This window comes from Pseudoroseicyclus sp. H15 (assembly GCF_054353345.1).
Window position 1 is genome coordinate 97,948 of record NZ_JBTHJE010000002.1, and the last position, 23,034, is coordinate 120,981.

Consider the following 23,034-nt stretch of genomic DNA (forward strand, 5'->3'; position numbering starts at 1 on the left):
GGCGTCGTTTGCGGCGGGGCGCTCTGCCCTGGCCAAGCCCCGTTAGCCGAGGATCTGCGGCTCGCCCACGCCCTCTCTGGCGGCCTCGTCCGTTGCCGCGCGTTCGGCCCCCAGCGCCTCTTCGACGACTTCGAAGAGCGCCGGCACCGCGCGGCAGGGGGCGAGACCGTTGCTGGTGACATCCGACAGGCGCGTCTGGTGCAGGAAGACATAGACATGCGCCGCCAGCGATTCCCACAGCCGGTTGGTCAGGCTTTGCGCCCGGCTGCCCGACGCGCCGCCCGAGGCGCCGGCGCCCTTGTGCATGGCGCTCACCGTCTCATCCACGGCGACCAGAACGTCGGCGACGCTGATCTCGCTCGCCGGGCGGGCCAGGCGGTAGCCGCCGCGCGGGCCGCGCACGCTTTCCACCAGATTGGCGCGGCGCAGGCGCACGAAGAGTTGCTCCAGATAGGGCAGCGACAGGTCCTGGCGCTGCGACAGCTCGCTGAGGCTCATCAGTTCGCCGTCCTTCTGAAGAGCTAGGTCGCACAAAGCCACCATTGCATAACGGCCCTTGGTCGACAGCTTCATCGGCGCGTTCCTTCTCGTCCTCCGGCCCATCCGACCGGCTGGCGGCAACCGCCCACATGAGGCCCCGGCCCCAATTGCATTGACGCCGCGCCGGGTGTCACATACTTCCCGTGCAGCTTGGCCGGGCCGCGATGGCGCCGGTTTAGAATTATTCTAAAGAGCCCGAGCGTTTCCGTCAAGAAACCCTCGAGGCTCCAGAGGACGACGATGCCCGAAGTCATCTTCCCCGGTCCTGAAGGCCGGCTTGAAGGCCGCTACCACCCGCAACGAGCCAACGACGCGCCGATCGCGATCATCCTGCATCCGCATCCACAATTCGGCGGCACGATGAACAACCGGGTCGTCTACAACCTGCATTACGCCTTCCACGATCTCGGCTTTACCGTGCTGCGGTTCAACTTCCGCGGCGTGGGGCGCAGCCAGGGCGAATACGATCAGGGCATCGGCGAGCTCTCCGACGCCGCCTCGGCGCTCGACTACCTGCAGTCGATGAACTCCAACTCCAAGCATTGCTGGGTTGCGGGCTTCTCCTTCGGCGCCTGGATCGGCATGCAGCTGCTGATGCGCCGGCCCGAGATCACCGGGTTCATCTCGGTGGCGCCGCAGGCCAACATGTACGATTTCTCGTTCCTCGCCCCCTGCCCGTCTTCCGGCCTGATCATCAACGGCTCGGCCGACCGTGTGGCCCCGCCCGCCGATACCGTGCAGCTCGTCAAGAAGCTGCACGAGCAGAAGGGCATCACGATCACTCACGAGACGATCGAGGGCGCCGGCCACTTCTTTGAAGAGCCGCACATGGATACGATGATCGACTCGGTGAAGGGCTATGTCTCGCGCCGGCTGACGGAAACGACGCGTTAGGCCCATGAGCAGCATCACCGACGAGATCGCCGACAAGCTGGCCATCGAGACGATCCGCGTGATGGATGCGCTCGGCGACGATCAGTATTTCATGCAGGTCGCAAAAGAGATCGGCTCTTCCAGCCAGACGATGGAGGAGGCCTTCCTCACTGCTATGCGGGTGCGCCTGGCCGAACGCCGGGCGCGCGTGATGCTGACGACCGAGGCCGAGCGCATCGCCCGTGCCCGCGGCGCCAAACCGCTGACGTCGGACGAATGAGCGGGCGGCTTGCCGCCCAGCTCGCCTTTCTCACCGAGGCCGACAAGCTCAAGGGCATCTCCCGCGCCAGCACGCTGATGGATGGCACGCGCCGCGAGAACACGGCCGAGCATTCCTGGCATCTCGCCCTCTGGGCCATGGTTTTCGCCGATCTCGCCCCCGCGGGCACCAACCCCGACCGGGCGCTGCTGATGGCGCTGATCCACGACCTCGTCGAGATCGACGCCGGCGACCACCCGATCCACCTGCCCCACGACCGCGCCACCGTCGCCGCCAAGGAGGCTGCGGCCGCCAAGCGGCTCTACGGCCTGCTGCCGGGCGATCAGGGCGCGCCGCTTCTGGCGCTCTGGCAGGAATTCGAAGCCGGGCGCACGCCCGAGGCGCGCTTCGTCCGCATGCTCGATATCGCGCAGCCCGGCTTCCAGGTGCTCGGCGCCACAGTGCAGACAGAGACCGACCGTGACATCACCCGCGCCGCCCTCACCACCGGCCGCGCCGCCGCCCTCGCCGACAGCTGGCCGCAGTTCCACGCCCATGCCACCGGGCTGCTGGAGCGGCGCGGCCAGCCAGCCCCCGAGCCGCTGGCCCGGCAGCTGCGCTTTCTGGCCGAAGCTGACCGGCTGAAGGGCATCCTGCGCGGCACCACCATCTTCGACGGCTCGCGCCGCGAGAATTCCGCCGAGCATTCGTGGCACCTCGGGCTCTTCGCGCATCTGCTCGGCGAGCACGCCGTCCGCCCGGCCGACACCTCCCGCGCCCTGCGCATGCTCATTCTGCACGACCTCGTTGAAATCGACGCGGGCGACGCGCCGATCCATGGCGACCACGATGTGGCCGCTCTGGAGGCCAAGGAGCGCCGCGCCGCCGACCGCCTCTTCGGCCTCCTGCCCGAGGATCAAGGCGGGACCTTCCGCAGCCTGTGGGACGAGTTCGAGACCGCCGACTCCGACGATGCGGTCTATGCGAAAAGCATCGACCGGGTGCAGCCCGTCATGGCCAATCTGGAAACGGGCGGCGGCACTTGGGTTGAATACGAGGTCACGCCCGAAAAGCTGGAGAACCGCGTCGGCGGCAAAGTCCGCCGCGGCGCCCCGGCGGTGTGGGAAGCGCTGCGCCCTCGCATCGAGGCGTGGTTCCAGGGCGCTGAGCTTAATAGCTAGGGCGCCGGCCTTGGCCGCTTCCTTCGTAAGGTGCTCACGCAGAATGCGGGCGTTGCGCAGGTTCGCCTTGAAGCCCGCGTCGAACAGGTCACCCAGCAGCGGAACCAGACCGACCACGTAGTCGAGACCCGTATTCCCAGCCATCTGCGCCAGCTTGTGCTTCGGCACGCCGAGCTGATGGCCGCGCCAGACCATATAGGCCGAGGGCGCGAGTGTGATGGTATCGCCGATGCCGGGCACAATGCCGAGAACCGAATCGAGCCCCACGGGGAAGCCGAAGATCCGCCACCTCGCGTCGAGCAGATTGGCCAGCCGGTCGAGCCGGGCCAGTTCGGCCGCGTGATCGACCGGTTTTCTCGTGGCTGCCCGGGCGGTAGGGCCTTGGTCGCTATCCGTGATATCCATCTGTCACCTCCGTCAGCCCAACGCCGCCGGAGCGAAGTGGTTCAGATCGCGCATAGCGGTATACCGCTGCATACCTTCCCTGCCGGGCCGATATCGGGTAAGCGGACCCGAAATCGATTCAAGCGGGAGCGCTCCATGACCAAGATCAAGGTTGAAAACCCCGTCGTCGAACTCGACGGCGATGAAATGACCCGCATCATCTGGGATTTCATCAAGCAGAAGCTCATTCTGCCCTATCTCGACATCGACCTGCTCTATTACGACCTCGGCATCGAGGCGCGCGACGAGACGGATGACCAGATCACCGTCGACGCCGCCAACAAGATCAAGGAAGTCGGCGTTGGCGTGAAATGCGCCACCATCACGCCCGACGAGGCGCGCGTTGAGGAATTCGGCCTCAAGCGCATGTATCGCTCGCCCAACGGCACGATCCGCAACATCCTCGGCGGCGTCATCTTCCGCGAGCCGATCATCTGCAAGAACGTCCCCCGCCTGGTACCGGGCTGGACGCAGCCCATCGTGGTGGGCCGTCACGCCTTCGGTGACCAGTACCGCGCGACGGACTTCCTTTTCCCCGGCCCCGGCAAGCTGACGATGAAGTTCGTCGGCGAAGACGGCCAGACCATCGAGCGCGAGGTCTTCGACGCGCCCGCCGCCGGTGTGGCCATGGGCATGTATAACCTCGACGAGAGCATCTACGATTTTGCTCGCGCCTCGCTGAACTACGGCCTCAACCGCGGCTACCCGGTGTATCTCTCCACCAAGAACACCATCCTCAAAGCCTATGACGGTCGCTTCAAGGACATCTTCCAGAAGGTCTACGAGGAAGAGTTCGAAGAGAAGTTCAAAGCCGCGAAGATCTGGTACGAGCACCGCCTGATCGACGACATGGTCGCCGCCTCGATGAAGTGGTCGGGCGGCTATGTCTGGGCCTGCAAGAACTACGACGGCGACGTGCAGTCCGACACCGTGGCGCAGGGCTTCGGCTCGCTCGGCCTGATGACCAGCCAGCTGATGACGCCCGACGGCAAGATCGTGGAAGCCGAAGCGGCGCACGGCACGGTTACGCGGCACTATCGCCAGCACCAGAAGGGCGAGCAGACTTCGACCAACTCGATCGCCTCGATCTACGCCTGGACGGGCGGCCTGAAGCACCGCGCCAAGCTCGACGGCAACGACCAGCTGATGACCTTCGCCGAAACGCTGGAGACGGTGATCGTCGACACGGTGGAATCGGGCTTCATGACGAAGGACCTCGCCCTGCTCGTCGGGCCCGACCAGAAGTGGCTGACCACCATGGGCTTCCTCGAGAAGGTCGCCGAGAACCTCGACAAGCAGCTCGCGCTCTAAGCGTCAGAACTCAGGCAAACATCAGCACGGCGGCGTGGAGAAATCCGCGCCGCCGTGTCGCATTTGCGGGGGGCTGGCGCAGGCGCTGCGGGATTGGCAGAAGGGGCTGGGGGCTGCGGCCCCCTTTTCGAGTCGCCCGGCACCGCGAGGGAGAGCCGCATGCCCGCCCACTACATCTGGCTGTTCTTCGCAATCCTCGCCGAAACCATCGGCACGACGGCCCTGAAGGCGTCGGACCAGTTCACGCGGTTCTGGCCCTCGGTGCTTGTCGTTGTGGCCTATGGCATCTCGTTCTACGCCATGACCTATGCGCTGAAGGTGATGCCCGTGGGCGTGGTCTACGCCATCTGGTCGGGCCTCGGCATCGTGCTCCTCGGTCTCGCCGGCTGGCTGATCTTCGGGCAGAAGCTCGACGCGGCGGCCGTGATCGGCATGTCGCTGATCCTCGCGGGCGTGCTCATCATCAACCTCTTCTCCGGCGCCTCGCCGCACTGACGGCCCGACGGTCTGCTGCAAGAGCAGGCAGAGCGCACGCGCGCCCCCTTCCCTCGCGCCACACCGCTGGACGGCGCCTGACCGTTGGTTAAAGTCGCGCCATGCCAGCCGCAGTGCCCTACCCGCCAGAAGACGCGCCCCGCCACAAACCGGCGGAGGATGCGCAAGGTTTGGCCATGGGCGTGCTGCTCACCTCCACCGGCCTCGTGATCCTGACCCATCTGGGGCTGATCACCGGGCAGACGGCAGGCATCGCCGTCATCATCTCGTATCTCACCGGCTGGTCGTTCGGCGTGGTGTTCTTCATCGTCAACCTGCCGTTCTACTGGCTGGCCTACCGGCGCATGGGGCTGGAATTCACCCTCAAGAGCATCGGCTGCGTCATCGGCCTGTCGATCCTGAGCGATCTCATCCCCGGCTGGTTTCACCTTGGCGACGTCAACCCGGCCTTCGGCGCCGTGCTCTTCGGCGCCATGACGGGGCTCGGGCTGCTTGCCATCTTCCGCCACAAGGGCTCGCTCGGCGGGCTTGGCGTCGTGGCGGTGCTGATCCAGGACACCACCGGCTTCCGCGCGGGGAACGTGCAGCTCATAGTCGACGCGGTGATCTTCCTCGTCGCCTTCTTCCTCTTCCCCGCCGAACGGGTGCTCTGGTCGCTGCTGGGGGCGCTGGTGCTGAACGGCGTCATCGCCTTCAACCATCGCCGCGACTGGTACGTCGTGCGCTGACAAAGCCACAGGGCCGTTTCGCCGCGTCACAGCGGTGGTAAGCGCGGCGCTTCTGCCCTATATCGGCTTTCATCACGGCCAGCCCAACCCGAAGGGCGACGCCGACTGGCGCATATATGCGCAGGACGACCGCTCTATATTCAACTGACGCTGTTGGTGCTGGCCTTTTCTGCGGCTGCATTGTAAGCGCCCGGCAACTCCCCCTTCGAGGCACTATTCATGGACCTTCGCAATATCGCGATTATCGCGCACGTTGACCACGGCAAGACGACGCTGGTGGACGAGCTTCTCAAGCAATCCGGCACCTACCGCGAAAACCAGGCGACGACCGAGCGTGCCATGGATTCCAACGATATCGAGCGTGAGCGCGGCATCACCATCCTCGCCAAATGCACGAGCGTCGAGCATGGCTCGACCCGCATCAACATCGTCGACACGCCCGGCCACGCCGATTTCGGCGGTGAGGTCGAGCGGATCCTGTCGATGGTGGATGGCGTTGTGCTGCTGGTCGACGCCGCCGAGGGCCCGATGCCGCAGACGAAGTTCGTCACCGCCAAGGCGCTCGCTCTGGGGCTGAAGCCCATCGTGGTGCTCAACAAGGTCGACAAGGCCGATGCCGAGCCCGACCGCGCGCTCGACGAATGCTTCGACCTTTTCGCCAACCTCGGCGCGACCGACGAACAGCTTGATTTCCCGCATCTTTACGCCTCCGGCCGTGCCGGCTGGGCCGATACCGAGCTCGACGGGCCGCGCAAGAATCTCGACGCGCTCTTCGATCTCATCATCTCCCACGTCGAGCCGCCGAAGCAGCAGGCCCGCGACAGCGAGCCCTTCTCGATGCTTGCGACGACGCTGTCGTCCGACCCGTTCATGGGCCGCGTTCTGACCGGCCGCGTCGAATCCGGCCGCCTGAAGACAGGCGAGACGGTGAAGGCCCTCTCCCGCAAGGGCGACAAGATCGAGCAGTTCCGCGTCAGCAAGGTTCTCGCCTTCCGCGGCCTCTCGCAGCAGCCGATCGACGAGGCGGTGGCTGGCGATATCGTCACCCTCGCGGGCATGACGAAAGCCACCGTGGCTGACACGATCTGTGCTCTCGAGGTCGAGGATGCGATCCCCTCGCAGCCGATCGACCCGCCGACCATCACCGTGACCTTCGGCATCAACGATTCGCCCCTCGCCGGGCGCGAAGGCAAGAAGGTGCAAAGCCGTGTCATCCGTGACCGGCTGATGAAGGAAGCCGAATCCAACGTCGCGATCCGCATCGCCGACACCCCCGGCGGCGAGGCCTTTGAGGTCTCCGGCCGCGGCGAGCTTCAGATGGGCGTGCTCATCGAGAACATGCGCCGCGAAGGCTTCGAGCTGTCGATCTCGCGCCCGCAGGTGATCTTCCGGCAGGAAAACGGCCAGACGATGGAGCCGGTCGAGGAAGTCACCATCGACGTCGATGATGAATACACCGGCGCCGTCGTTGAAAAGCTCACCGGCCAGCGCAAGGGCGACCTCGTCGAGATGAAGCCTGCCGGCGCCGGCAAGACCCGCATCGTGGCCCATGTGCCCTCGCGCGGGCTGATCGGCTACCACGGCGAGTTCCTGACCGACACGCGCGGCTCGGGCGTGCTCAACCGCATCTTCCACGGCTGGACGCCGCACCGCGGCCCCATCCAGGGTCGCCGCCAGGGCGTGCTGATCTCGATGGGCGGCGGCACGGCCGTGGCCTATTCGCTGTGGAAGCTCGAAGATCGCGGCAAGATGTTCATCGAGCCGCAAGACCCGGTCTACGAGGGCATGATTATTGGCGAGCACAGCCGCGAGAACGATCTCGATGTGAACCCGCTCAAGGGCAAGCAGCTGACCAACGTGCGCGCCTCCGGCACCGACGAAGCCGTGCGCCTGACGACTCCGGTCATCATGACGCTGGAGCAGGCCATCGCCTATATCGACGATGACGAGCTGGTGGAGGTCACGCCGAACTCCATCCGCCTGCGCAAGCGCTACCTCGACCCCCACGAGCGCAAGCGCCAGGGCCGCGCCGCCAGCTAAGCGGTAGCGCCCCCGGCACACAGCACAATCGTCACGGGCCTGCCGGGCCCGTGACCGTGCGGGGCATGAAGTTTCAATCCAACATTTGACGTTGCCCCCGCCAGTTGACGGGCCCCCTCGTTCCCCTATTGTTCTCAAAAGGGATTACCTGGAGGTTACCGCCGATGGCCCATGTCGTTCTGCTGCACTCCGTTCTGGGCCTGCGCCCCGTCGAGCAAGCCATGCGCGCCCGGTGGGAGGCGAACGGCCATACCGTCTCCCTCCCCGATCTCTACGATGGCGCCAGCGCCGAGACCTACGACGAGGGCTTCGCGATCCGCCGCGAGGTAGGGGATGCCGTCGCTGAACGCGCCCATGCGGCGATCATGGCGGCGCCGCGGGGCGCGGTGCTCGCCGGCGTCTCGCTCGGCGCGATGTTTGTGGGGGAAAGCTGGGGCCAGCGGCCCGATATCGGCGGGGCGTTGTTCTTTGCAGGCGGCGCCGAATTCGTGCCGGGGCTGAAGCCGGGGCTGCGGGTGCAGGCCCATATCGCCCGCCCCGATCCCTTTGACGATGAAGCCTATTTCGCCGAATGGGCCGCCAGTAAGGGCAGTGCCGAGCTGGAGATCTTCCGCTACGACGGCGTCGGCCACTACTTCCTCGACCGCGCGCTGGAAGATTACGGGGCCGAGGCGGCCGAGCTCTGCCTCAGCCGCGCCGACGCCTTTCTCGCGTCGATCTAGGCGACCTCTTCCACGATCACGACCGAGCGCTCGGCCGCGCCCTTGGCGTGCTCGAGCGCGGCCTGATACTCGGGCGAGTTGTAGCAATCATGCGCTGCCTGCAGTGAGGGGAAGCGCGCCACGACGTTGCGGGCGTGATCCTCGCCTTCGAGCTGCTCGTACTTGCCGCCGCGGACCAGGAAGACGCCGCCATGACCCTCGATGGCGCCCGTCGCCAGCTCGGCATAACGGCCGTAGGATTCGGCGTTCGTGACGTTCACATGGGCAATCCAGAGCGCGCTCATGCCAGATCTCCAATCAGTTTCTCGGCCGCGGCAATGGCGCCGTCGGCATTCTCGGCGCTCGCGGCGCCCCCTTGGGCCAGATCGGGCCGGCCTCCGCCGCCCTTGCCGCCCAATTCCGCCACGGCGGTCTTCAGCAGATCGACCGCCGAGAGCCGCGCCGTCAGGTCGCCGGTCACGCCCGCGGCCACCGCTGCCTTGCCGCCGCTATCGGCGATGAGCAGCACGGCGCCAGAGCCAAGCTCGCCCTTCATCTCGTCGATGATGGCGGGCAGATCCTTGCCGGTGACGCCCTGCATCACCTGAGCCACGAGCTTCACCCCGTTGATCTCTTTGGCTTTCGGCCCGCCATGCGCGCCGCCGGACATCGCAAGTTCGCGGCGCAACTGAGCAACCTCGTTGGCGAGCGTGCGGCGCTCGTCCATCAGCGCCTTCACCCGCTCGGCCACATCGGTGCCGCCGGTCTTCAGCAGTGTTTCGATTTCGCCCAGCGTCATGTCGCGCCGGCGCAGCTCGGCCACCGCCGCCGCGCCCGTCAGCGCCTCGATCCGGCGGACGCCGGAGGAGGAGGCGCTGTCAGCCACCAGCGCGAAGAGGCCGATGTCGCCGGTACGGGTCACGTGTGTGCCGCCGCAAAGCTCGATCGACCAGGTGTCGCCCTTCGGGCCCTTGCCGGTATCGGCCTGGCCCATCGAGACAACGCGAACCTCGTCGCCGTATTTCTCGCCGAACAGCGCCTGGGCGCCCATGCCGCGCGCATCGTCAGGCGTCATGATCCGCGTCTCGACAGGCGAGTTCTGGCGGATCATCTCGTTCACCTGCCCCTCGACGCGGGCAATCTCTTCGCGGCTCAGCGCCTTGTTGTGACTGAAGTCGAAGCGCAGCCGGTCGGGCGCGTTGAGCGAGCCGCGCTGCGCGACGTGATCGCCAAGCGCCTCGCGCAGCGCCTCGTTGAGCAGGTGCGTGGCGGAATGGTTCGCGCGGATCATGCCGCGGCGCTCGTGATCGACGCGCAGCTCGGCGCCCTGCCCGCGCTCGATGCGGCCTTCGGTCACCTGGCCGATATGCACGAAGACGCCGGCGATCTTGCGGCAATCGGTGATCGTCACCTCGCCCGTGTCGGTCTTCAGCACGCCGGTGTCACCAACCTGGCCGCCGGATTCGGCATAGAACGGCGTCTGGTTCAGCACCAGCCGCAGCTCGGCCCCGGCCTCGGCACTGTCGACCAAAGCTGCGCCGTCGCCGACGAGGGCAAGGATCTGCCCCTCGGCCACCTCGGTGTCGTAGCCGAGGAATTCTGTCGGCCCGTGCTTGTCGGCCAAGTCAAACCAGATGCCCTCTTCCGCCGCCTCGCCAGAGCCGGACCAGGCCGCGCGGGCCTTGGCCTTCTGCTCGGCCATGGCGCTGTCGAAACCTTCGGTATCGACGCCCCGGCCCTTCTCGCGCAGGGCATCCTGCGTGAGGTCGAGCGGGAAGCCGTAGGTGTCGTAGAGCTTGAAGGCGGAGGCCCCGGGCAGCTCGGCGCCCTCGGGCAGGCCGGCCAGCTCATCGTCCAGCAGTTTCAGGCCGCGGTCGAGTGTCTGACGAAAGCGCTCTTCCTCGGTCTTCAGCGTCTCGGTAATCAGCGCGCGCGCCTGCCCGAGCTCGGGATAGGCGACGCCCATCTCGGTCTCCAGCGCCGGCACCAGGCGGTACATCACCGGGTCTTTCGCGCCGAGCAGATGCGCATGGCGCATGGCGCGGCGCATGATGCGGCGCAGCACGTAGCCGCGCCCCTCATTGGAGGGCAGCACGCCTTCCGCGATGAGGAAGCACATGGCGCGCAGATGGTCGGCGATGACCCGGTTGTGCACCTTGCCGGGGCCGTCGGGGTCTGTCGAGGTGACATGCGCCGAGGCCTCGATGAGGGCGCGCATGAGGTCGGTGTCGTAATTGTCGTGCTTGCCCTGCAGCAGCGCGCCGATCCGCTCCAGCCCCATCCCGGTGTCGATCGAGGGGTTGGGCAGCGGCTTGCGCGTGCCGTCCTCAAACTGTTCGAACTGCATGAACACGAGGTTCCAGATCTCGATGAAGCGGTCGCCGTCTTCCTCGGGGCTGCCGGGCGGGCCGCCCCAGATGTGGTCGCCGTGGTCGTAGAAGATTTCGGAGGAAGGGCCGCAGGGGCCGGTCGGGCCCATCATCCAGAAGTTGTCATCGGTGGGGATGCGGATGATCTTCTCATCCGGCAGGCCGGCGATCTTCTTCCAGAGCGCGGCAGCCTCGTCGTCGGTGTGGTAGACGGTGACGAGCAGCTTGTCCTTGTTGAGGCCGAAGCCTTTCGTCAGCAGGTCCCAGGCATAGGTGATCGCCTCTTCCTTGAAATAGTCCTGGAAGGAGAAATTCCCCAGCATTTCGAAGAAGGTATGGTGTCGGGCCGTGTAGCCGACATTGTCGAGGTCATTGTGCTTGCCGCCGGCGCGCAGGCATTTCTGGCTGGTCGTGGCGCGGCTGTAGGGCCGGTGCTCGACGCCGGTGAAGACGTTCTTGAACTGGACCATGCCAGAGTTGGTGAACAGCAGCGTCGGGTCGTTGCGCGGCACCAGCGGCGAGGCTGCCACACGCTCGTGGCCCTGGCCCGCGTAGAAATCGAGGAAGGTCGAGCGAATGTCGGCGAGACTGGTCATGGCGAGGTCCGTCAAATGGGTCGGACTGCGGTGTATCGCTGCGGTCTGCCCCTGTCCACCGGATGTGATTTATGCGTGAGCGCCCGGAGCTGTGCGAGCGGAAACCATATGGTTTCCGCCTGCGATTTCCATATGGAAATCGGTGTGGGGACCGGCGTCACGTGAGAGGGCGACCCACGACGGGCCGCCCTTTGAATGTCTCCGAGAGTAGAGGCCCACGAGGGTGCGTCACATCTCGACGAGGTCGTCGTCGCCGCCCGATTTGCCGTCGTCATCGCTAGACCCAAAATCCAGCCCGTGCGAGGCGCGGATCTTGTCTTCGATCTCGTAGGCGATGTCGGGGTTCTCACGCAGGAAGGTCTTGGAATTCTCCCGCCCCTGCCCGATCCGCTCGTCACCATAAGAGAACCAGGCACCGGATTTGTTGACCACGCCGGCCTTCACGCCGAGGTCGATGAGCTCGCCCGTCTTCGAGATGCCCTCGCCATACATGATGTCGAACTCGACCTGCTTGAACGGCGGGGCCACCTTGTTCTTCACCACCTTCACGCGGGTCGAGTTGCCGACGACCTCGTCGCGGTCCTTCACGGCGCCGATGCGGCGGATGTCGAGGCGGACCGAGGAGTAGAACTTCAGCGCGTTGCCGCCCGTCGTCGTCTCCGGCGAGCCGAACATCACGCCGATCTTCATGCGGATCTGGTTGATGAAGATGACCATGCAGTTGGAACGGCTGATCGAGCCGGTCAGCTTGCGCATGGCCTGGCTCATCAGGCGGGCATGCACGCCGACCGAGCTGTCGCCCATGTCGCCCTCAAGCTCCGACTTCGGTGTCAGCGCGGCGACCGAGTCGACCACCACAAGGCTGACGGCGCCCGAGCGCACCAGCGTGTCCACGATCTCAAGCGCCTGCTCGCCCGTGTCGGGCTGCGAGATCAGCAGCTCGTCCAGATCGACGCCCAGCTTCTTGGCATATTGCGGGTCGAGCGCGTGTTCAGCGTCGACAAAGGCGCAAACGCCGCCCTTCTTCTGCTCTTCGGCCACCACATGCAGGGTGAGCGTGGTCTTGCCCGAGCTTTCCGGCCCGTAGATCTCGATGATCCGGCCCTTCGGCAGGCCGCCGATGCCCAGAGCGATGTCGAGGCCCAGAGAGCCCGTGGACGTCGCCTCGATATCCGGCATGGCGTTCTCGCCGCCGAGCTTCATGATCGAGCCCTTGCCGAACTGCCGCTCGATCTGTGCCAGGGCGCTGTCGAGCGCCTTTTGCTTGTCTGCCACGCGCTTGTCGTTCATCGAAAGAATGTCCGCTGCCGCCATTGCCCTGGTCCCTTGTTTCATGTTGCCCTGACCCCGGCAACTGCCTTCGATGTTCACGGGGTGTTCCGCATTACATGAGACCAAAAAGAGAACAAAGCAAGAAAAAAGTGGTTAATCGGTCATGAAGGCGGGAGAGAGCCAGATGTTGGTTGAAGTGCCGGGAGGGTTCGCAAGATGATGGTGTTCTGGCAGAAGCGGCTGGCGATCCTCGCCGTGCCGAAGACGGGCACGACCGCGCTGGAGAAGGCTCTGGGGCCGCAGGCAGACATCGTGTTTCGCGACCCGCCGGGCCTGAAGCACATGACGCTCTACCGCTACAACCGCTTCGTCGCCCCGCTGATGGAACGCGGTGGCTGCCCCAAGGCCGAGACGGTCGCCGTGGTGCGCGAACCGCTCGACTGGCTCGGCAGCTGGTACCGGTATCGCCAGCGCGACGATGCCTGGATCTCTACGAAGGGTCTGAGCTTCGACGAGTTCGTCGATGGCTGGTGCCGCGGCAAGCGACCTGACTATGCCGATGTCGGTACGCAATGGGCGATGGTGAAGAACGAAGAGGGCGGTATCGGGGTCGACCATGTGTTCCGCTACGATCAGTTGGATGCCCTGCACGCCTTTCTCGAGGAGCGGCTGGAGCGGAAAATCGAGGTGCCGCCCGCCAATGTCTCCCCGCCCATGGATCTGGCGCTGAAGCCCGGCATGGTGCAGCGCCTGAAGAAGAAGGGCGCCGAGGAATTCGCGCTTTGGGAGCAGCTCGGCGGCGCTCCGTCCGTCTGACGCCCCTGCTCCGCTGCAAAAACCGGCAGGCCGGCAACGGTTTGCGGCGGCGTCGGCCCGTGCGCGCGTTCGGGGTTTGTGCCGGGGGCGCAAGCATGAAATTCAAGGGCAAGCAGCGCGGAGACGAGCAATATGGCGATCAAGGCAGCGATCACCCATCTGACGCATTACCAGTATGACCGGCCCGTCACGCTGGGGCCGCAGGTCATCCGCCTGCGCCCGGCGCCACATAGCCGCACCAGGGTGATCTCGCACAGCCTGAAGGTCTCGCCGCAGCCCCATTTCGTCAATCACCAGCAAGACCCCTACGGCAACTGGCTGGCCCGCTATGTCTTCCCCGAGCCGGTGCGCGAGTTCCGCATCGAGGTGGGGCTGGTGGCGGATATGACCGTCTACAACCCGTTCGACTTCTTCGTGGAAGACGATGCGAAGGATTTCCCCTTCAACTATCATTCCGACATCGCGCCCGACCTGGTGATCTACCGCCGGCCCGAAAAGGCGGGCCCCCTGCTGCGCGAGTTCATGAAGCGGGTCGACCGGCGCAAGCGCCCGGTCACCGACTTCATCGTCGAGCTGAACCAGCTGGTCTCGAATGCCGTAGGCTATGTCATCCGCATGGAGCCCGGCGTGCAGACGCCGGAAGAGACGCTGGAGCGCGGCACCGGCTCCTGCCGCGATAGCTCCTGGCTACTGGTGCAGGTGTTCCGCCAGCTCGGCTTCGCGGCGCGCTTCGTCTCGGGCTACCTCATTCAGCTGAAGCCCGATGTCGAGGCGCTGGAAGGCCCGAGCGGGACAGATCATGATTTCACCGATCTGCACGCCTGGGCCGAGGTCTATCTGCCCGGTGCCGGCTGGGTGGGGCTCGACCCGACCTCGGGCCTCCTGACCGGCGAAAGCCACATCCCACTGGCCGCGACGCCGCATTACAAGAACGCCGCCCCCATCTCTGGCATGGCGACGGCCGCGGAGGTCGATTTCGACTTCGACATGCGGATCGACCGAGTGGCCGAGCATCCGCGCATCACCAAGCCCTTCTCGGAAGAGAGCTGGCAGGCGCTGGATGCGCTGGGGCATAAGGTCGATGCCGCGCTGAAAGAGGGCGACGTGCGCCTCACCATGGGCGGCGAGCCGACCTTCGTCTCCACCCAGGATTTCGAGAGCGGCCAGTGGAACGAGGATGCCACCGGCCCCGACAAGCGCGCGCTGGCCGACCAGCTGATCCGCCGCCTGCAGAAGCGCTTCGCGCCGGGCGGGTTCCTCCACTACGGCCAGGGCAAGTGGTATCCGGGTGAGACGTTGCCGCGATGGACCTTCAGCCTTTACTGGCGGAAGGACGGCGTGCCGATCTGGCGCAATGCCGATCTCATCGCCGAAGAGACGGCCGAGAACGACGTCACGCATGAGGACGCGGGCCGTCTGACTGTCGCCATCGCCGAAGAGCTGGGCGTGACGGGCGAGAACATCGCCGCCGCCTATGAAGACCCGGCGCACTGGATCCTGAAGGAAGCCGAACTGCCGGAGAATGTGTCGCCGGAGAACAGCAAGCTGCAGAACGCAGAAGAGCGCTTCCGCATGGCCAAGGTCTTCGAGCGCGGCCTGACGGAGCCTGTGGGCTACGTTCTGCCCGTGCAGCGCTGGCAGGCCCGCGCAAGCGACCGCCGCTGGGCCAGCGAGCGCTGGAAGTTCCGGCGCGGCCGGCTGTTCCTGGTACCCGGCGACAGCGCGCTCGGCTACCGCATTCCGCTGAATTCACTGCCCTGGCTGCCGGCCTCGCGCTATCCCTACACCAACCCGGCCGACACGATGCAGGACCTGCCGGAGCTGCCCGACCCGCATGCCGCGAGCGACGGTGCTATGGCCCGCCACGGCCAGCCCGTGGCCAGCTTCACCCCGGCGGAGCCGCAGGAGGATCGCCCGGGCCAGAGTATGGCGCCCGATATCGACGGGCATGTGCGCAGCGCCCTCGCCGTCGAGCCGCGCGATGGGCGGCTCTGCGTGTTCATGCCGCCGGTCGAGAAGGTCGACGATTACCTCGAACTGGTCGCAGCGGCAGAGGCCGCGGCAGAGCGCCTGGGCATGCCCGTGCATATCGAGGGCTACGCCCCGCCGTTCGATCCGCGCGTGAATGTCATCCGCGTGGCCCCCGACCCGGGCGTGCTGGAGGTCAACGTGCACCCGGCCAGCGACTGGCAGGGCTGCGTCGAGACCACCGAGGCCGTCTATGAGGAGGCCCGGCAATGCCGCCTCGGCGCCGACAAGTTCATGATCGACGGCAAGCACACGGGCACCGGCGGCGGCAACCATGTGGTGGTCGGCGGCGACACGCCGCAGGATTCGCCCTTCCTGCGCCGGCCCGATCTGCTGAAGAGCCTGATCCTGCATTGGAACCGGCATCCTTGCCTGTCCTACATGTTCTCCGGCCTTTTCGTCGGCCCGACCTCTCAGGCGCCGCGCATCGACGAGGCCCGCCACGATGCGCTCTACGAGCTGGAGATCGCCATGGCGCAGATGCCGGCCCCGGGTGAGGGCGTACCGCCCCTGCCCTGGCTGACCGACCGGCTGCTGCGCAACATTCTGACCGATGTCACCGGCAACACCCACCGCGCCGAGATCTGTATCGACAAGCTCTACTCCCCCGATGGCCCCACCGGGCGGCTCGGCCTCGTGGAGTTCCGCGGTTTCGAGATGCCGCCCGAGCCGCGCATGAGCCTGGCCCAGCAGCTGTTGATCCGCGCCCTGATCGCCCGCTTCTGGAAGAGCCCCGCCGATGGCCGCCTCACCCGCTGGGGCACGGCGCTGCATGACCGCTTCATGCTGCCCGAGATGCTCTGGGCCGACTTCCGCGACGTGTTGGCCGACCTGCGTGAGCACGGCTTCGAGATGCGCGAGGAGTGGTTCGAGGCGCAGGCCGAGTTCCGCTTCCCCTTCTGCGGCGAGATCGAGGCCGAGGGCGTGCATCTGGAGCTGCGCCAGGCTCTGGAGCCTTGGCATGTGCTGGGTGAGACCGGCGCCATCGGCGGCACAGTGCGCTATACCGACAGCTCGACCGAGCGGTTGCAGGTGAAGCTGAGCGCCGCCGATCCGGCCCGCTACGAGGTGGCCTGCAACGGCCGGCGCGTGCCGCTGACGCAGGTGGCCAATGGCGCGGCGGTGGGCGCGGTGCGCTTCAAGGCCTGGCAGCCCTCGATGGCGATCCACCCCGTGCTGCCGGTCGATGCGCCGCTGACCTTGGATATCTACGACACCTGGTCGGGCCGCTCGCTGGCAGGCTGCACCTATCACGTCGCCCACCCGGGCGGGCGCAGCTACGATACCTTCCCGGTCAACTCCTATGAGGCGGAGGCGCGGCGGTTGGCGCGCTTCGAGCCGCATGGCGGCAGTTCGGGCAGCTTCACGCCGCCGGAGGAGCATCCGCATCCGGAATTCCCGATGACGCTCGATCTGCGCCGCCCGCCGGGGCTGTGGAGCTGATGCGAGGGACGCGCGGGGAGGTCGGCGTTGGAGGGGGGCTGTCTGCCCCCCGCTGCCTTTGGCAGCCCCCCCGAGGATTTTGTCGGAGCAAAGACAGGGGGGCCCGTTTCGGGCGGTTTGCCTTTCCTGAAGACCGGCCTGCGATATTGGGCGGGTGATGACGAAGGACCTCAAGCCTCAACCGCCCCGCCCGGCATTGCTGGACGGCTACGAGCCGCTCAAGGGCGTGCCCGATGAGCTGATCGGCGAGGACGGGCAGCTCAGGCCGGCCTGGGGCGAGCTGATCGCGGCGCTGTCGCGCATGGCGCCCGATGAGCTGGCCGGGCGGCACGCGGCGGCGGACCGCTATCTCAGCGATGCCGGGGTGTTCTACCGGCAATACGAGCAGGAAACCTCCACCCCCCGCGACTGGCCGATGAGCCATATGCCGGTGCTGATCGACCGGGCCGAATGGGAGGAGATCGCGGCTGGCCTGACAGAGCGGGCCGACCTGCTGGAAAAGGTCATGGCAGATCTCTACGGGCCGGGCCGGCTGGTGGCGGGCGGGCATCTGCCGCCGGGGCTGATCGCCGGCAATCCCGAATGGCTGCGGCCCATGGTGGGGGTGCAGCCCCGCTCCGGACACTTCCTCCATTACCTTGCCTTCGACATCGGGCGCGGCCCCGGCGGCAAGTGGTGGGTGCTGGGCGACCGGACGCAGGCTCCCTCGGGCGCCGGTTTCGCACTGGAGAACCGCATCGCAACCGCCCGCGCCTATAGCGAGCATTACGCCCGCGCCAATGTCGAACGGCTGGCCGGCTTCTTCCGACGCTTTCGCGATGCGCTGATGCAGATGGGCGGCGCCAGCGAGGGGCGCGTGGCCATCATGACACCGGGACCGCACAACGCCTCGTATTTCGAGCACGCCTATATCGCCCGCTACCTTGGCGTGCCGCTGCTGGAAGGCGACGACATGACCGTGCGGGGCGGCCAGCTGATGGTGCGCACCGTGGCGGGGCTGCGCCCCATCTCGGTGCTCTGGCGCCGGCTCGACGCGACCTTCGCCGACCCGCTGGAGCTGGAGGAACACAGCCATCTCGGCACGCCCGGGCTGGTTTCGGTGCTGCGCTCGGGCAACCTCTCGATGGTCAACGCCCTCGGCTCCGGCGTGTTGGAGACGCGGGCGCTGCTGGCCTTCCTGCCCCGCATCTCCCAGCTGGTCGACGGTAAGCCCCTGCGGATGCCCAACATCGCCACCTGGTGGTGCGGCGGCGCCGAAGAGCGCGCCTATGTGCTGCGCCATGCCGAGCGGATGACAATCTCGGGCGCCCTCTCCACCCGCGCGCTCTTCGACGCAGGCGAGACGGCGGCAGAGGCGGCACGGACGGGTGGGCGCTTTGCCGACTGGCTGGAGGAGGCGGGCGCCGGGCTGGTGGGGCAAGAGGCGGTGACGCTGTCAACCACGCCGGCCTTCGAGGAGGGCAAGCTGGTGCCGCGGCCCATGAGCCTGCGTGTCTTCCTCGCCCGCACCGAGAAAGGCTGGCAGGTTATGCCCGGCGGCTATGCCCGCATCGGGCGCGAGAGCCGGCCGGCGGAGCTGGCTCTGCAGCGCGGCGGGCTGGCGGCGGATGTGTGGGTGGTCTCGCCCCACCCCGTGCCGTCGGAGACGATGCTGCCTGCCACGGGCGACGATCCGCTGCGCCTGCAGCCCTCGGCCCTGCCCTCGCGCGCCGCCGACAACCTGTTCTGGCTCGGTCGCTATATCGAGCGCGCCGAGATGATCGTGCGGCTCTGGCGTGCCTGGCATGTGCGGCTGGCCGAACAGGGCGCCAGCGACGGCGCCATATTCGCCCGGCTGGAGGCGCATCTGGCCGCGCGCGGTGTGCAGCTCGGCGCCGGCATCGGAGCCGCCGTCGGGCCGGTGCTGCAATCGGCGATCGGCTCGGCGGGCCATGTGCGCGACCGCTTCTCGCTCGACGGCTGGCTCGCGCTGACAGACTTGGAGCGGACGCTGGCCGAAGTGAGCGCGGCCGAGCCGGGCGACGACACCGTGCGCGCCATGTCGGCCCTGCTGCGAATGATCGCCGCCTTCTCGGGCCTCGTGCATGAGAACATGTATCGCTTCGCGGGCTGGCGCTATCTTTCCATCGGGCGCGACCTGGAGCGGGCGCATAGCGTGGCGCGCCTTCTGGAGGATTTCGCCGACCCGGGCGCGCCGGACGGGGCGCTCGATCTGGTCATCGAGCTTGGCGACAGCACCATGAGCCACCGGCGCCGCTATGCCGCCGCGCCCACCCGCGCCACGGTGATCGACCTGCTCGCGCTCGACACGCTCAACCCGCGCGCCATCGCCTTCCAACTCACGGAGGTGGCCGAGCATGTGGGCTACCTGCCGGGCACCGAGCGCCACCGCCAGCTCAGCGCCTTCCAGCGGTCGCTGCTGCATGTGCAGGCTGCCGTGCAGGGTGCCACCCCGGCGGAGCTGACGACCGAGCGGCTCAACGCGGCGGCGGAGGAGATGGGCGTGCTGTCGACCCTGCTCTCCGACGCCTATTTCCGGTAGGCCCATGCTCTACGACGTGACCCTGCGCATCGCTTACGGATACGACCACCCGGCCCCCGGTGCCCGGCATATGCTGCGCATGACGCCGGCCGACGGCCCCGGCCAGCGGGTGATCGCCGCTGCGCTCGATGTCTCTCCCCGCCCGTCAGAGCGGCAGGAGATCCGCGATTTCTGGGGAAACCGGGTCACGGCGCTGGCCTTCGACGAGGCGGTGCCCAAGGTCGCCTTCACGCTGCGCGCGCGGATCGAGCGGCAGGCGCTGTCCCCGGCGCTGGATGGCTCGCCGCCGCTCGCACGCCTGGCAGCAGAGCTGGCCGCCCTGCCCCGGATCGACGCGCTCTCGCCGCATCACTACCTGCATCCCTCGCCCCGCATCGGCCTCGCCTCTGCCTCCGTCGCCGCCTTCGCGCGCGAGGCGGTGGCCGGCGCCGGCAGCACGGCGGAGGCGGTGGTGGCGCTCGGGCAGGCGCTGAACGGCTACATGACCTTCGAGTCGGGCGCGACGCATGTGGATACCAGCGTAGATGAGGCCTTTGAGGGGCGGCGCGGGGTCTGCCAGGACTACACCCACATCATGATCGCCATGCTGCGCGAGCTGGGCATCCCGGCGGGCTATGTCTCTGGCTTCCTGCGCACCGAGCCGCCCGAGGGCCAGCCGCGGCTGGAGGGGGCGGATGCCATGCACGCCTGGGTGCGCGCCTGGTGCGGCGCGGCGATGGGCTGGATGGAATACGACCCCACCAACGCCATGCCGGCGGGGACAGATCATCTGACGGTCGCCATCGGGCGCGACTATTCCGACGTGGCGCCCGTGCGCGGCGCCATCCGCCTGGCCGGGGCGCATCGTTCCAGCCAGGGGGTGGATGTCGTGCCGGTGGGCTGAGGGCCGGCCTCAGGGGTCGGCGCCCTCATCCTCCAGCGGCGGCAGGTTGAAGATCTGGCCGGGGTAGATGAGATCGGGATCGCGGATCTGATCTTTATTGGCCTCGTAGACATGCACGTAAAGGATGCCCTCGCCGTAGCGATCCCGCGCGATGGCCCAGAGCGTATTGCCGGGCTGGACGGTGCGCACGGCGACAGAGACCGCGGGGTCGGCCATCTCATCGGCCATCGCAGCTTCGAGCCGGGCCCTGTCTTCCCGCAGGAACGGCGTTTCGATGCGGGCGATGACCTCGCCGGTCGCGCTGATCTGATCGACGCGCATCCGGTAGACACCGGGAGAAACGCCGGGCAGTGGCAGGCTCCATTGCTCGTCCGCGCCGATGGCGACGCGGCCGGCGAGCTCGTTGTCGAGATAGATCCGCACCTCGCCGCCGCCGTAGCCACGGCCAGAGAGCACGACCTCGCCGGCATCGTCATAGGCGATGGTATCGAGCACGACGCTCGCCGGTGAATCCTGCTCGGCCCCGGGCGGCAGGCTGGGCGCGGCCAGGCGCACGCCGGTGCTGTCGGAGATGAGCAAGGCGGGCGCCTGCGGGGGCGTCCTGTCGGCGGCGGGCTCTGGCGGGTTGTCGGGCGGCTCGGCCGGCGCGGGTTGCGGCGCGGCATCGGCCGGGCCTTCGCTGGCGGCGGGGGCGTTGGTGGCCTCCGGCTGGGCGACGGGGCCGGGGCTGCCGGCGGTGGCGTCGGGGCTGGAGGGCGTGCCCTCGGCCGACGGGGCCGTGCCGCTCTCGGGCGCATCGGCCTCGGCGGCGGGCGGGCTGGTGGCGACCGGCGGATCGGCGGGGGCACTGCCCGGCTCGGCGGCGGCGGGTACAGGGGCCTCGGCTGGCGGCTCTGCGGTTGTGGAGGGGGCGGGCGTGCCGGGGGCGCTTTCCTGCGGCAGGCCGGGGGCGGTTGGGTCCGTCTCGAGGAGCGCGACCTCGACATCGCCGGGTGGCACGTCGCCTGAGCCTTCCGCGCCGGAGGGGGACGGGTCCGCGGAGGGGCTGGTCTCAGGGGCATCGCTGGAGGCGACGCTCTGCGGCTCGGTCGGCGGGGTGCTTTCGTCGGCTTCCGGCAGCTCTTCGGGGAGTTCGATCGCGGCGACGCCGCCCGATGCGGGCTGCCAGGCGGGGGCGGTTGTGGCGGGGGCCGAGGCTGCGGGGCTGGGGGCCTCGGTTTCGGGTTCGGCTTCGGCGAGCAGGGTGGCGTCGTCTTGGCTGGCGTCTGCCTCGTCAGGTTCCTGTGCGGGGGCGCCACCGGGGTCCATTTCCGGAGCGGACGTACCCTCGACTTGGCCGGTCCCAGCGTCGGCTGTGAGGGCTGTCTCCTCCGAGGGGCTGGCATGCTGGTCATCGGCCTCGGCGGAGCGAGCGCCGGAGCTCGCGTCTGCCGCAAGGTTCTCCGCTTCGGACGCGTCGGCCTCTTCTGACGGCTGCTCGCCGACCGGCGAGCTGTCAGGTGTCCCAGGCGTGCCAGCCGATGTTCCGGCGGACGCGACCTCGGTATCTTGGTCCTGAGCAGTCCCGGCGTCCGGAGCGGTCTCGACGTCGCCCTCTACCACGATCACATCGCCAGAGGTCTCCTCAGAAGCCGCAGGTGCGGGCTCATCCCCTGCCCCCGCATCCGCCGTCTGTGCGGGCGCCTCGGCCTCTTCGGCCGGCGCCGCGTCGGACTCAGCCTCTGCGCCATCCGCATCGCCGGCGCCTGCCTCGGCCATCGGTATCTCGCCCTCAGCCCCCTCCCCCTCAACCTCCGCCAGAGCAATCTCCGGCGGGTTCACGGGGGCGACGAGGATGGTTTCGTCGGAGGCGACGGCGGCGTCGCCCTCGCCCGCCAGTAGCGTCAGCGCGCGGGGAGTGGCGGCGGCGGGTAGCGCCAGCATGGCGAAGAACTCGCCCGTGGCGTCGGCGACCGTCTCGGCCACGCTCGCGCCATCGACAAGGATGGCCACCTGCGCGCCAGGGGCGGCGCGGCCGGCGATGATGCCGGTACCGTCGGTGTCGATGAGCAGGGTATCGACGCTGGGGGCGACGGGCGCAGGCGCCTCAGCCTCAGGCGCCGCCTCTGCCGCCTGTTCCTGCTCCGGCTCCGCAGCCTCTGGCGCGGCGACCCGCAGTTCTCCCTCGCCCGGGGCATCCTCTGCCCCCTCGCCGGCATCCGGCCACAGCTGGCTGACCCCCACCCCGACGGCGGAGACAAGGACGCCGGCCCCGACGAGGGCGGCGAGTACAACTCTGTTTGTGCCGGCCAAGCCCAGCGTCCCCCATGATAGCCGCGGCGGTCTGTTGCCGCATCCGCGGTCGCGAGACCATAGCAATGCGGTTCATGGCGGTCAAAAGCCTTTCCGATCAGGGCGCAGAATGCTGTCAAGGAGGCATGTGGGAGCACCCTGCCCTGCCTCTCCGCCCGCAGCAGTCCCACGCGCCCTCGGGCAAAGTTCTACCCGGCTCCGGCCCCGCTGCGGCCACATTC

17 protein-coding genes and 1 pseudogene are annotated in these 23,034 nt (G+C 67.7%); 12 read left to right on the forward strand and 6 right to left on the reverse strand.

Annotation, left to right across the window (positions count from 1 at the left end; translation table 11 throughout):
- Positions 1–42 precede the first annotated feature (42 nt).
- Positions 43–573 (reverse strand): Rrf2 family transcriptional regulator, encoded by a 531-nt coding sequence (locus ACXN5S_RS04300; RefSeq protein WP_458604166.1) that lies wholly within the window; start codon positions 571–573, stop codon positions 43–45.
- A 207-nt stretch (positions 574–780) separates the two neighbouring features.
- On the opposite strand from ACXN5S_RS04300, the gene ACXN5S_RS04305 reads away from it, so the two are divergent.
- The 3 genes from ACXN5S_RS04305 to ACXN5S_RS04315 are packed head-to-tail and all read left to right on the forward strand — an operon-like array spanning position 781 to position 2,853.
- Positions 781–1,434, forward strand: a complete 654-nt coding sequence (locus tag ACXN5S_RS04305) for an alpha/beta hydrolase (RefSeq protein WP_458604167.1) — start codon at positions 781–783, stop codon at positions 1,432–1,434.
- Positions 1,435–1,438: 4 nt separating this feature from the next.
- The gene (locus ACXN5S_RS04310; protein ID WP_458604168.1) at positions 1,439–1,693 is read left to right on the forward strand and encodes a hypothetical protein; all 255 of its coding nucleotides are present in this window, start codon (positions 1,439–1,441) and stop codon (positions 1,691–1,693) included.
- Positions 1,690–2,853 carry an HD domain-containing protein gene (locus ACXN5S_RS04315; protein WP_458604169.1) on the forward strand — a complete coding sequence of 388 codons (1,164 nt, stop codon included), beginning with the start codon at positions 1,690–1,692 and terminating at the stop codon, positions 2,851–2,853. Before ACXN5S_RS04310 ends, ACXN5S_RS04315 begins: the two co-directional genes overlap by 4 nt.
- 39 nt (positions 2,854–2,892) lie before the next feature.
- Here the strand turns inward: ACXN5S_RS04315 and ACXN5S_RS04320 are convergent.
- Positions 2,893–3,258: pseudogene (locus tag ACXN5S_RS04320) on the reverse strand (DUF4112 domain-containing protein); the annotation flags it as partial.
- 135 nt (positions 3,259–3,393) lie between these two features.
- Here ACXN5S_RS04320 and ACXN5S_RS04325 point away from each other — a divergent pair.
- The 5 genes from ACXN5S_RS04325 to ACXN5S_RS04345 all read left to right on the forward strand — a co-directional run bounded on the left by ACXN5S_RS04325 (position 3,394) and on the right by ACXN5S_RS04345 (position 8,593).
- The gene (locus ACXN5S_RS04325; RefSeq protein WP_458604170.1) at positions 3,394–4,608 is read left to right on the forward strand and encodes an NADP-dependent isocitrate dehydrogenase; all 1,215 of its coding nucleotides are present in this window, start codon (positions 3,394–3,396) and stop codon (positions 4,606–4,608) included.
- A 159-nt stretch (positions 4,609–4,767) separates the two neighbouring features.
- Entirely contained in the window at positions 4,768–5,103 is a 336-nt protein-coding gene (locus tag ACXN5S_RS04330; RefSeq protein WP_458604171.1) for a DMT family transporter, read from the forward strand.
- Positions 5,104–5,204: 101 nt separating this feature from the next.
- Positions 5,205–5,831 carry a YitT family protein gene (locus ACXN5S_RS04335; protein ID WP_458604172.1) on the forward strand — a complete coding sequence of 209 codons (627 nt, stop codon included), beginning with the start codon at positions 5,205–5,207 and terminating at the stop codon, positions 5,829–5,831.
- Between the two features lie 219 nt (positions 5,832–6,050).
- Positions 6,051–7,871 (forward strand): translational GTPase TypA, encoded by a 1,821-nt coding sequence (gene typA / locus ACXN5S_RS04340; RefSeq protein ID WP_458604173.1) that lies wholly within the window; start codon positions 6,051–6,053, stop codon positions 7,869–7,871.
- A 164-nt stretch (positions 7,872–8,035) separates the two neighbouring features.
- A complete protein-coding gene (locus ACXN5S_RS04345; RefSeq protein WP_458604174.1) occupies positions 8,036–8,593 on the forward strand; it encodes a dienelactone hydrolase family protein in 558 nt (185 codons plus the stop codon).
- Here the strand turns inward: ACXN5S_RS04345 and ACXN5S_RS04350 are convergent.
- The 3 genes from ACXN5S_RS04350 to recA all read right to left on the reverse strand — a co-directional run bounded on the left by ACXN5S_RS04350 (position 8,590) and on the right by recA (position 12,851).
- On the reverse strand, positions 8,590–8,877 hold the full coding sequence (locus tag ACXN5S_RS04350; RefSeq protein WP_458604175.1) for a DUF1330 domain-containing protein: 288 nt from the start codon (positions 8,875–8,877) through the stop codon (positions 8,590–8,592). The genes ACXN5S_RS04345 and ACXN5S_RS04350 overlap by 4 nt on opposite strands.
- Positions 8,874–11,537 carry an alanine--tRNA ligase gene (gene alaS, locus ACXN5S_RS04355; RefSeq protein WP_458604176.1) on the reverse strand — a complete coding sequence of 888 codons (2,664 nt, stop codon included), beginning with the start codon at positions 11,535–11,537 and terminating at the stop codon, positions 8,874–8,876. The genes ACXN5S_RS04350 and alaS overlap by 4 nt, the downstream gene beginning before the upstream one ends.
- 228 nt (positions 11,538–11,765) lie before the next feature.
- Complete coding sequence (recA, locus tag ACXN5S_RS04360) at positions 11,766–12,851, reverse strand: recombinase RecA (RefSeq protein ID WP_458604177.1); 1,086 nt, start codon at positions 12,849–12,851, stop codon at positions 11,766–11,768.
- Positions 12,852–13,025: 174 nt separating this feature from the next.
- On the opposite strand from recA, the gene ACXN5S_RS04365 reads away from it, so the two are divergent.
- The 4 genes from ACXN5S_RS04365 to ACXN5S_RS04380 all read left to right on the forward strand — a co-directional run bounded on the left by ACXN5S_RS04365 (position 13,026) and on the right by ACXN5S_RS04380 (position 20,521).
- The gene (locus tag ACXN5S_RS04365; protein ID WP_458604178.1) at positions 13,026–13,625 is read left to right on the forward strand and encodes a sulfotransferase family protein; all 600 of its coding nucleotides are present in this window, start codon (positions 13,026–13,028) and stop codon (positions 13,623–13,625) included.
- Between the two features lie 132 nt (positions 13,626–13,757).
- Complete coding sequence (locus ACXN5S_RS04370; RefSeq protein ID WP_458604179.1) at positions 13,758–17,096, forward strand: transglutaminase family protein; 3,339 nt, start codon at positions 13,758–13,760, stop codon at positions 17,094–17,096.
- A 157-nt stretch (positions 17,097–17,253) separates the two neighbouring features.
- The gene (locus tag ACXN5S_RS04375) at positions 17,254–19,638 is read left to right on the forward strand and encodes a circularly permuted type 2 ATP-grasp protein (RefSeq protein WP_458604180.1); all 2,385 of its coding nucleotides are present in this window, start codon (positions 17,254–17,256) and stop codon (positions 19,636–19,638) included.
- Between the two features lie 4 nt (positions 19,639–19,642).
- Positions 19,643–20,521, forward strand: coding sequence for a transglutaminase family protein (locus tag ACXN5S_RS04380; protein WP_458604181.1), 879 nt, complete (start codon positions 19,643–19,645; stop codon positions 20,519–20,521).
- Between the two features lie 9 nt (positions 20,522–20,530).
- On the opposite strand, the gene ACXN5S_RS04385 is transcribed toward ACXN5S_RS04380, so the two are convergent.
- A complete protein-coding gene (locus ACXN5S_RS04385) occupies positions 20,531–22,813 on the reverse strand; it encodes a LysM peptidoglycan-binding domain-containing protein (protein ID WP_458604182.1) in 2,283 nt (760 codons plus the stop codon).
- Positions 22,814–23,034 lie beyond the last annotated feature (221 nt).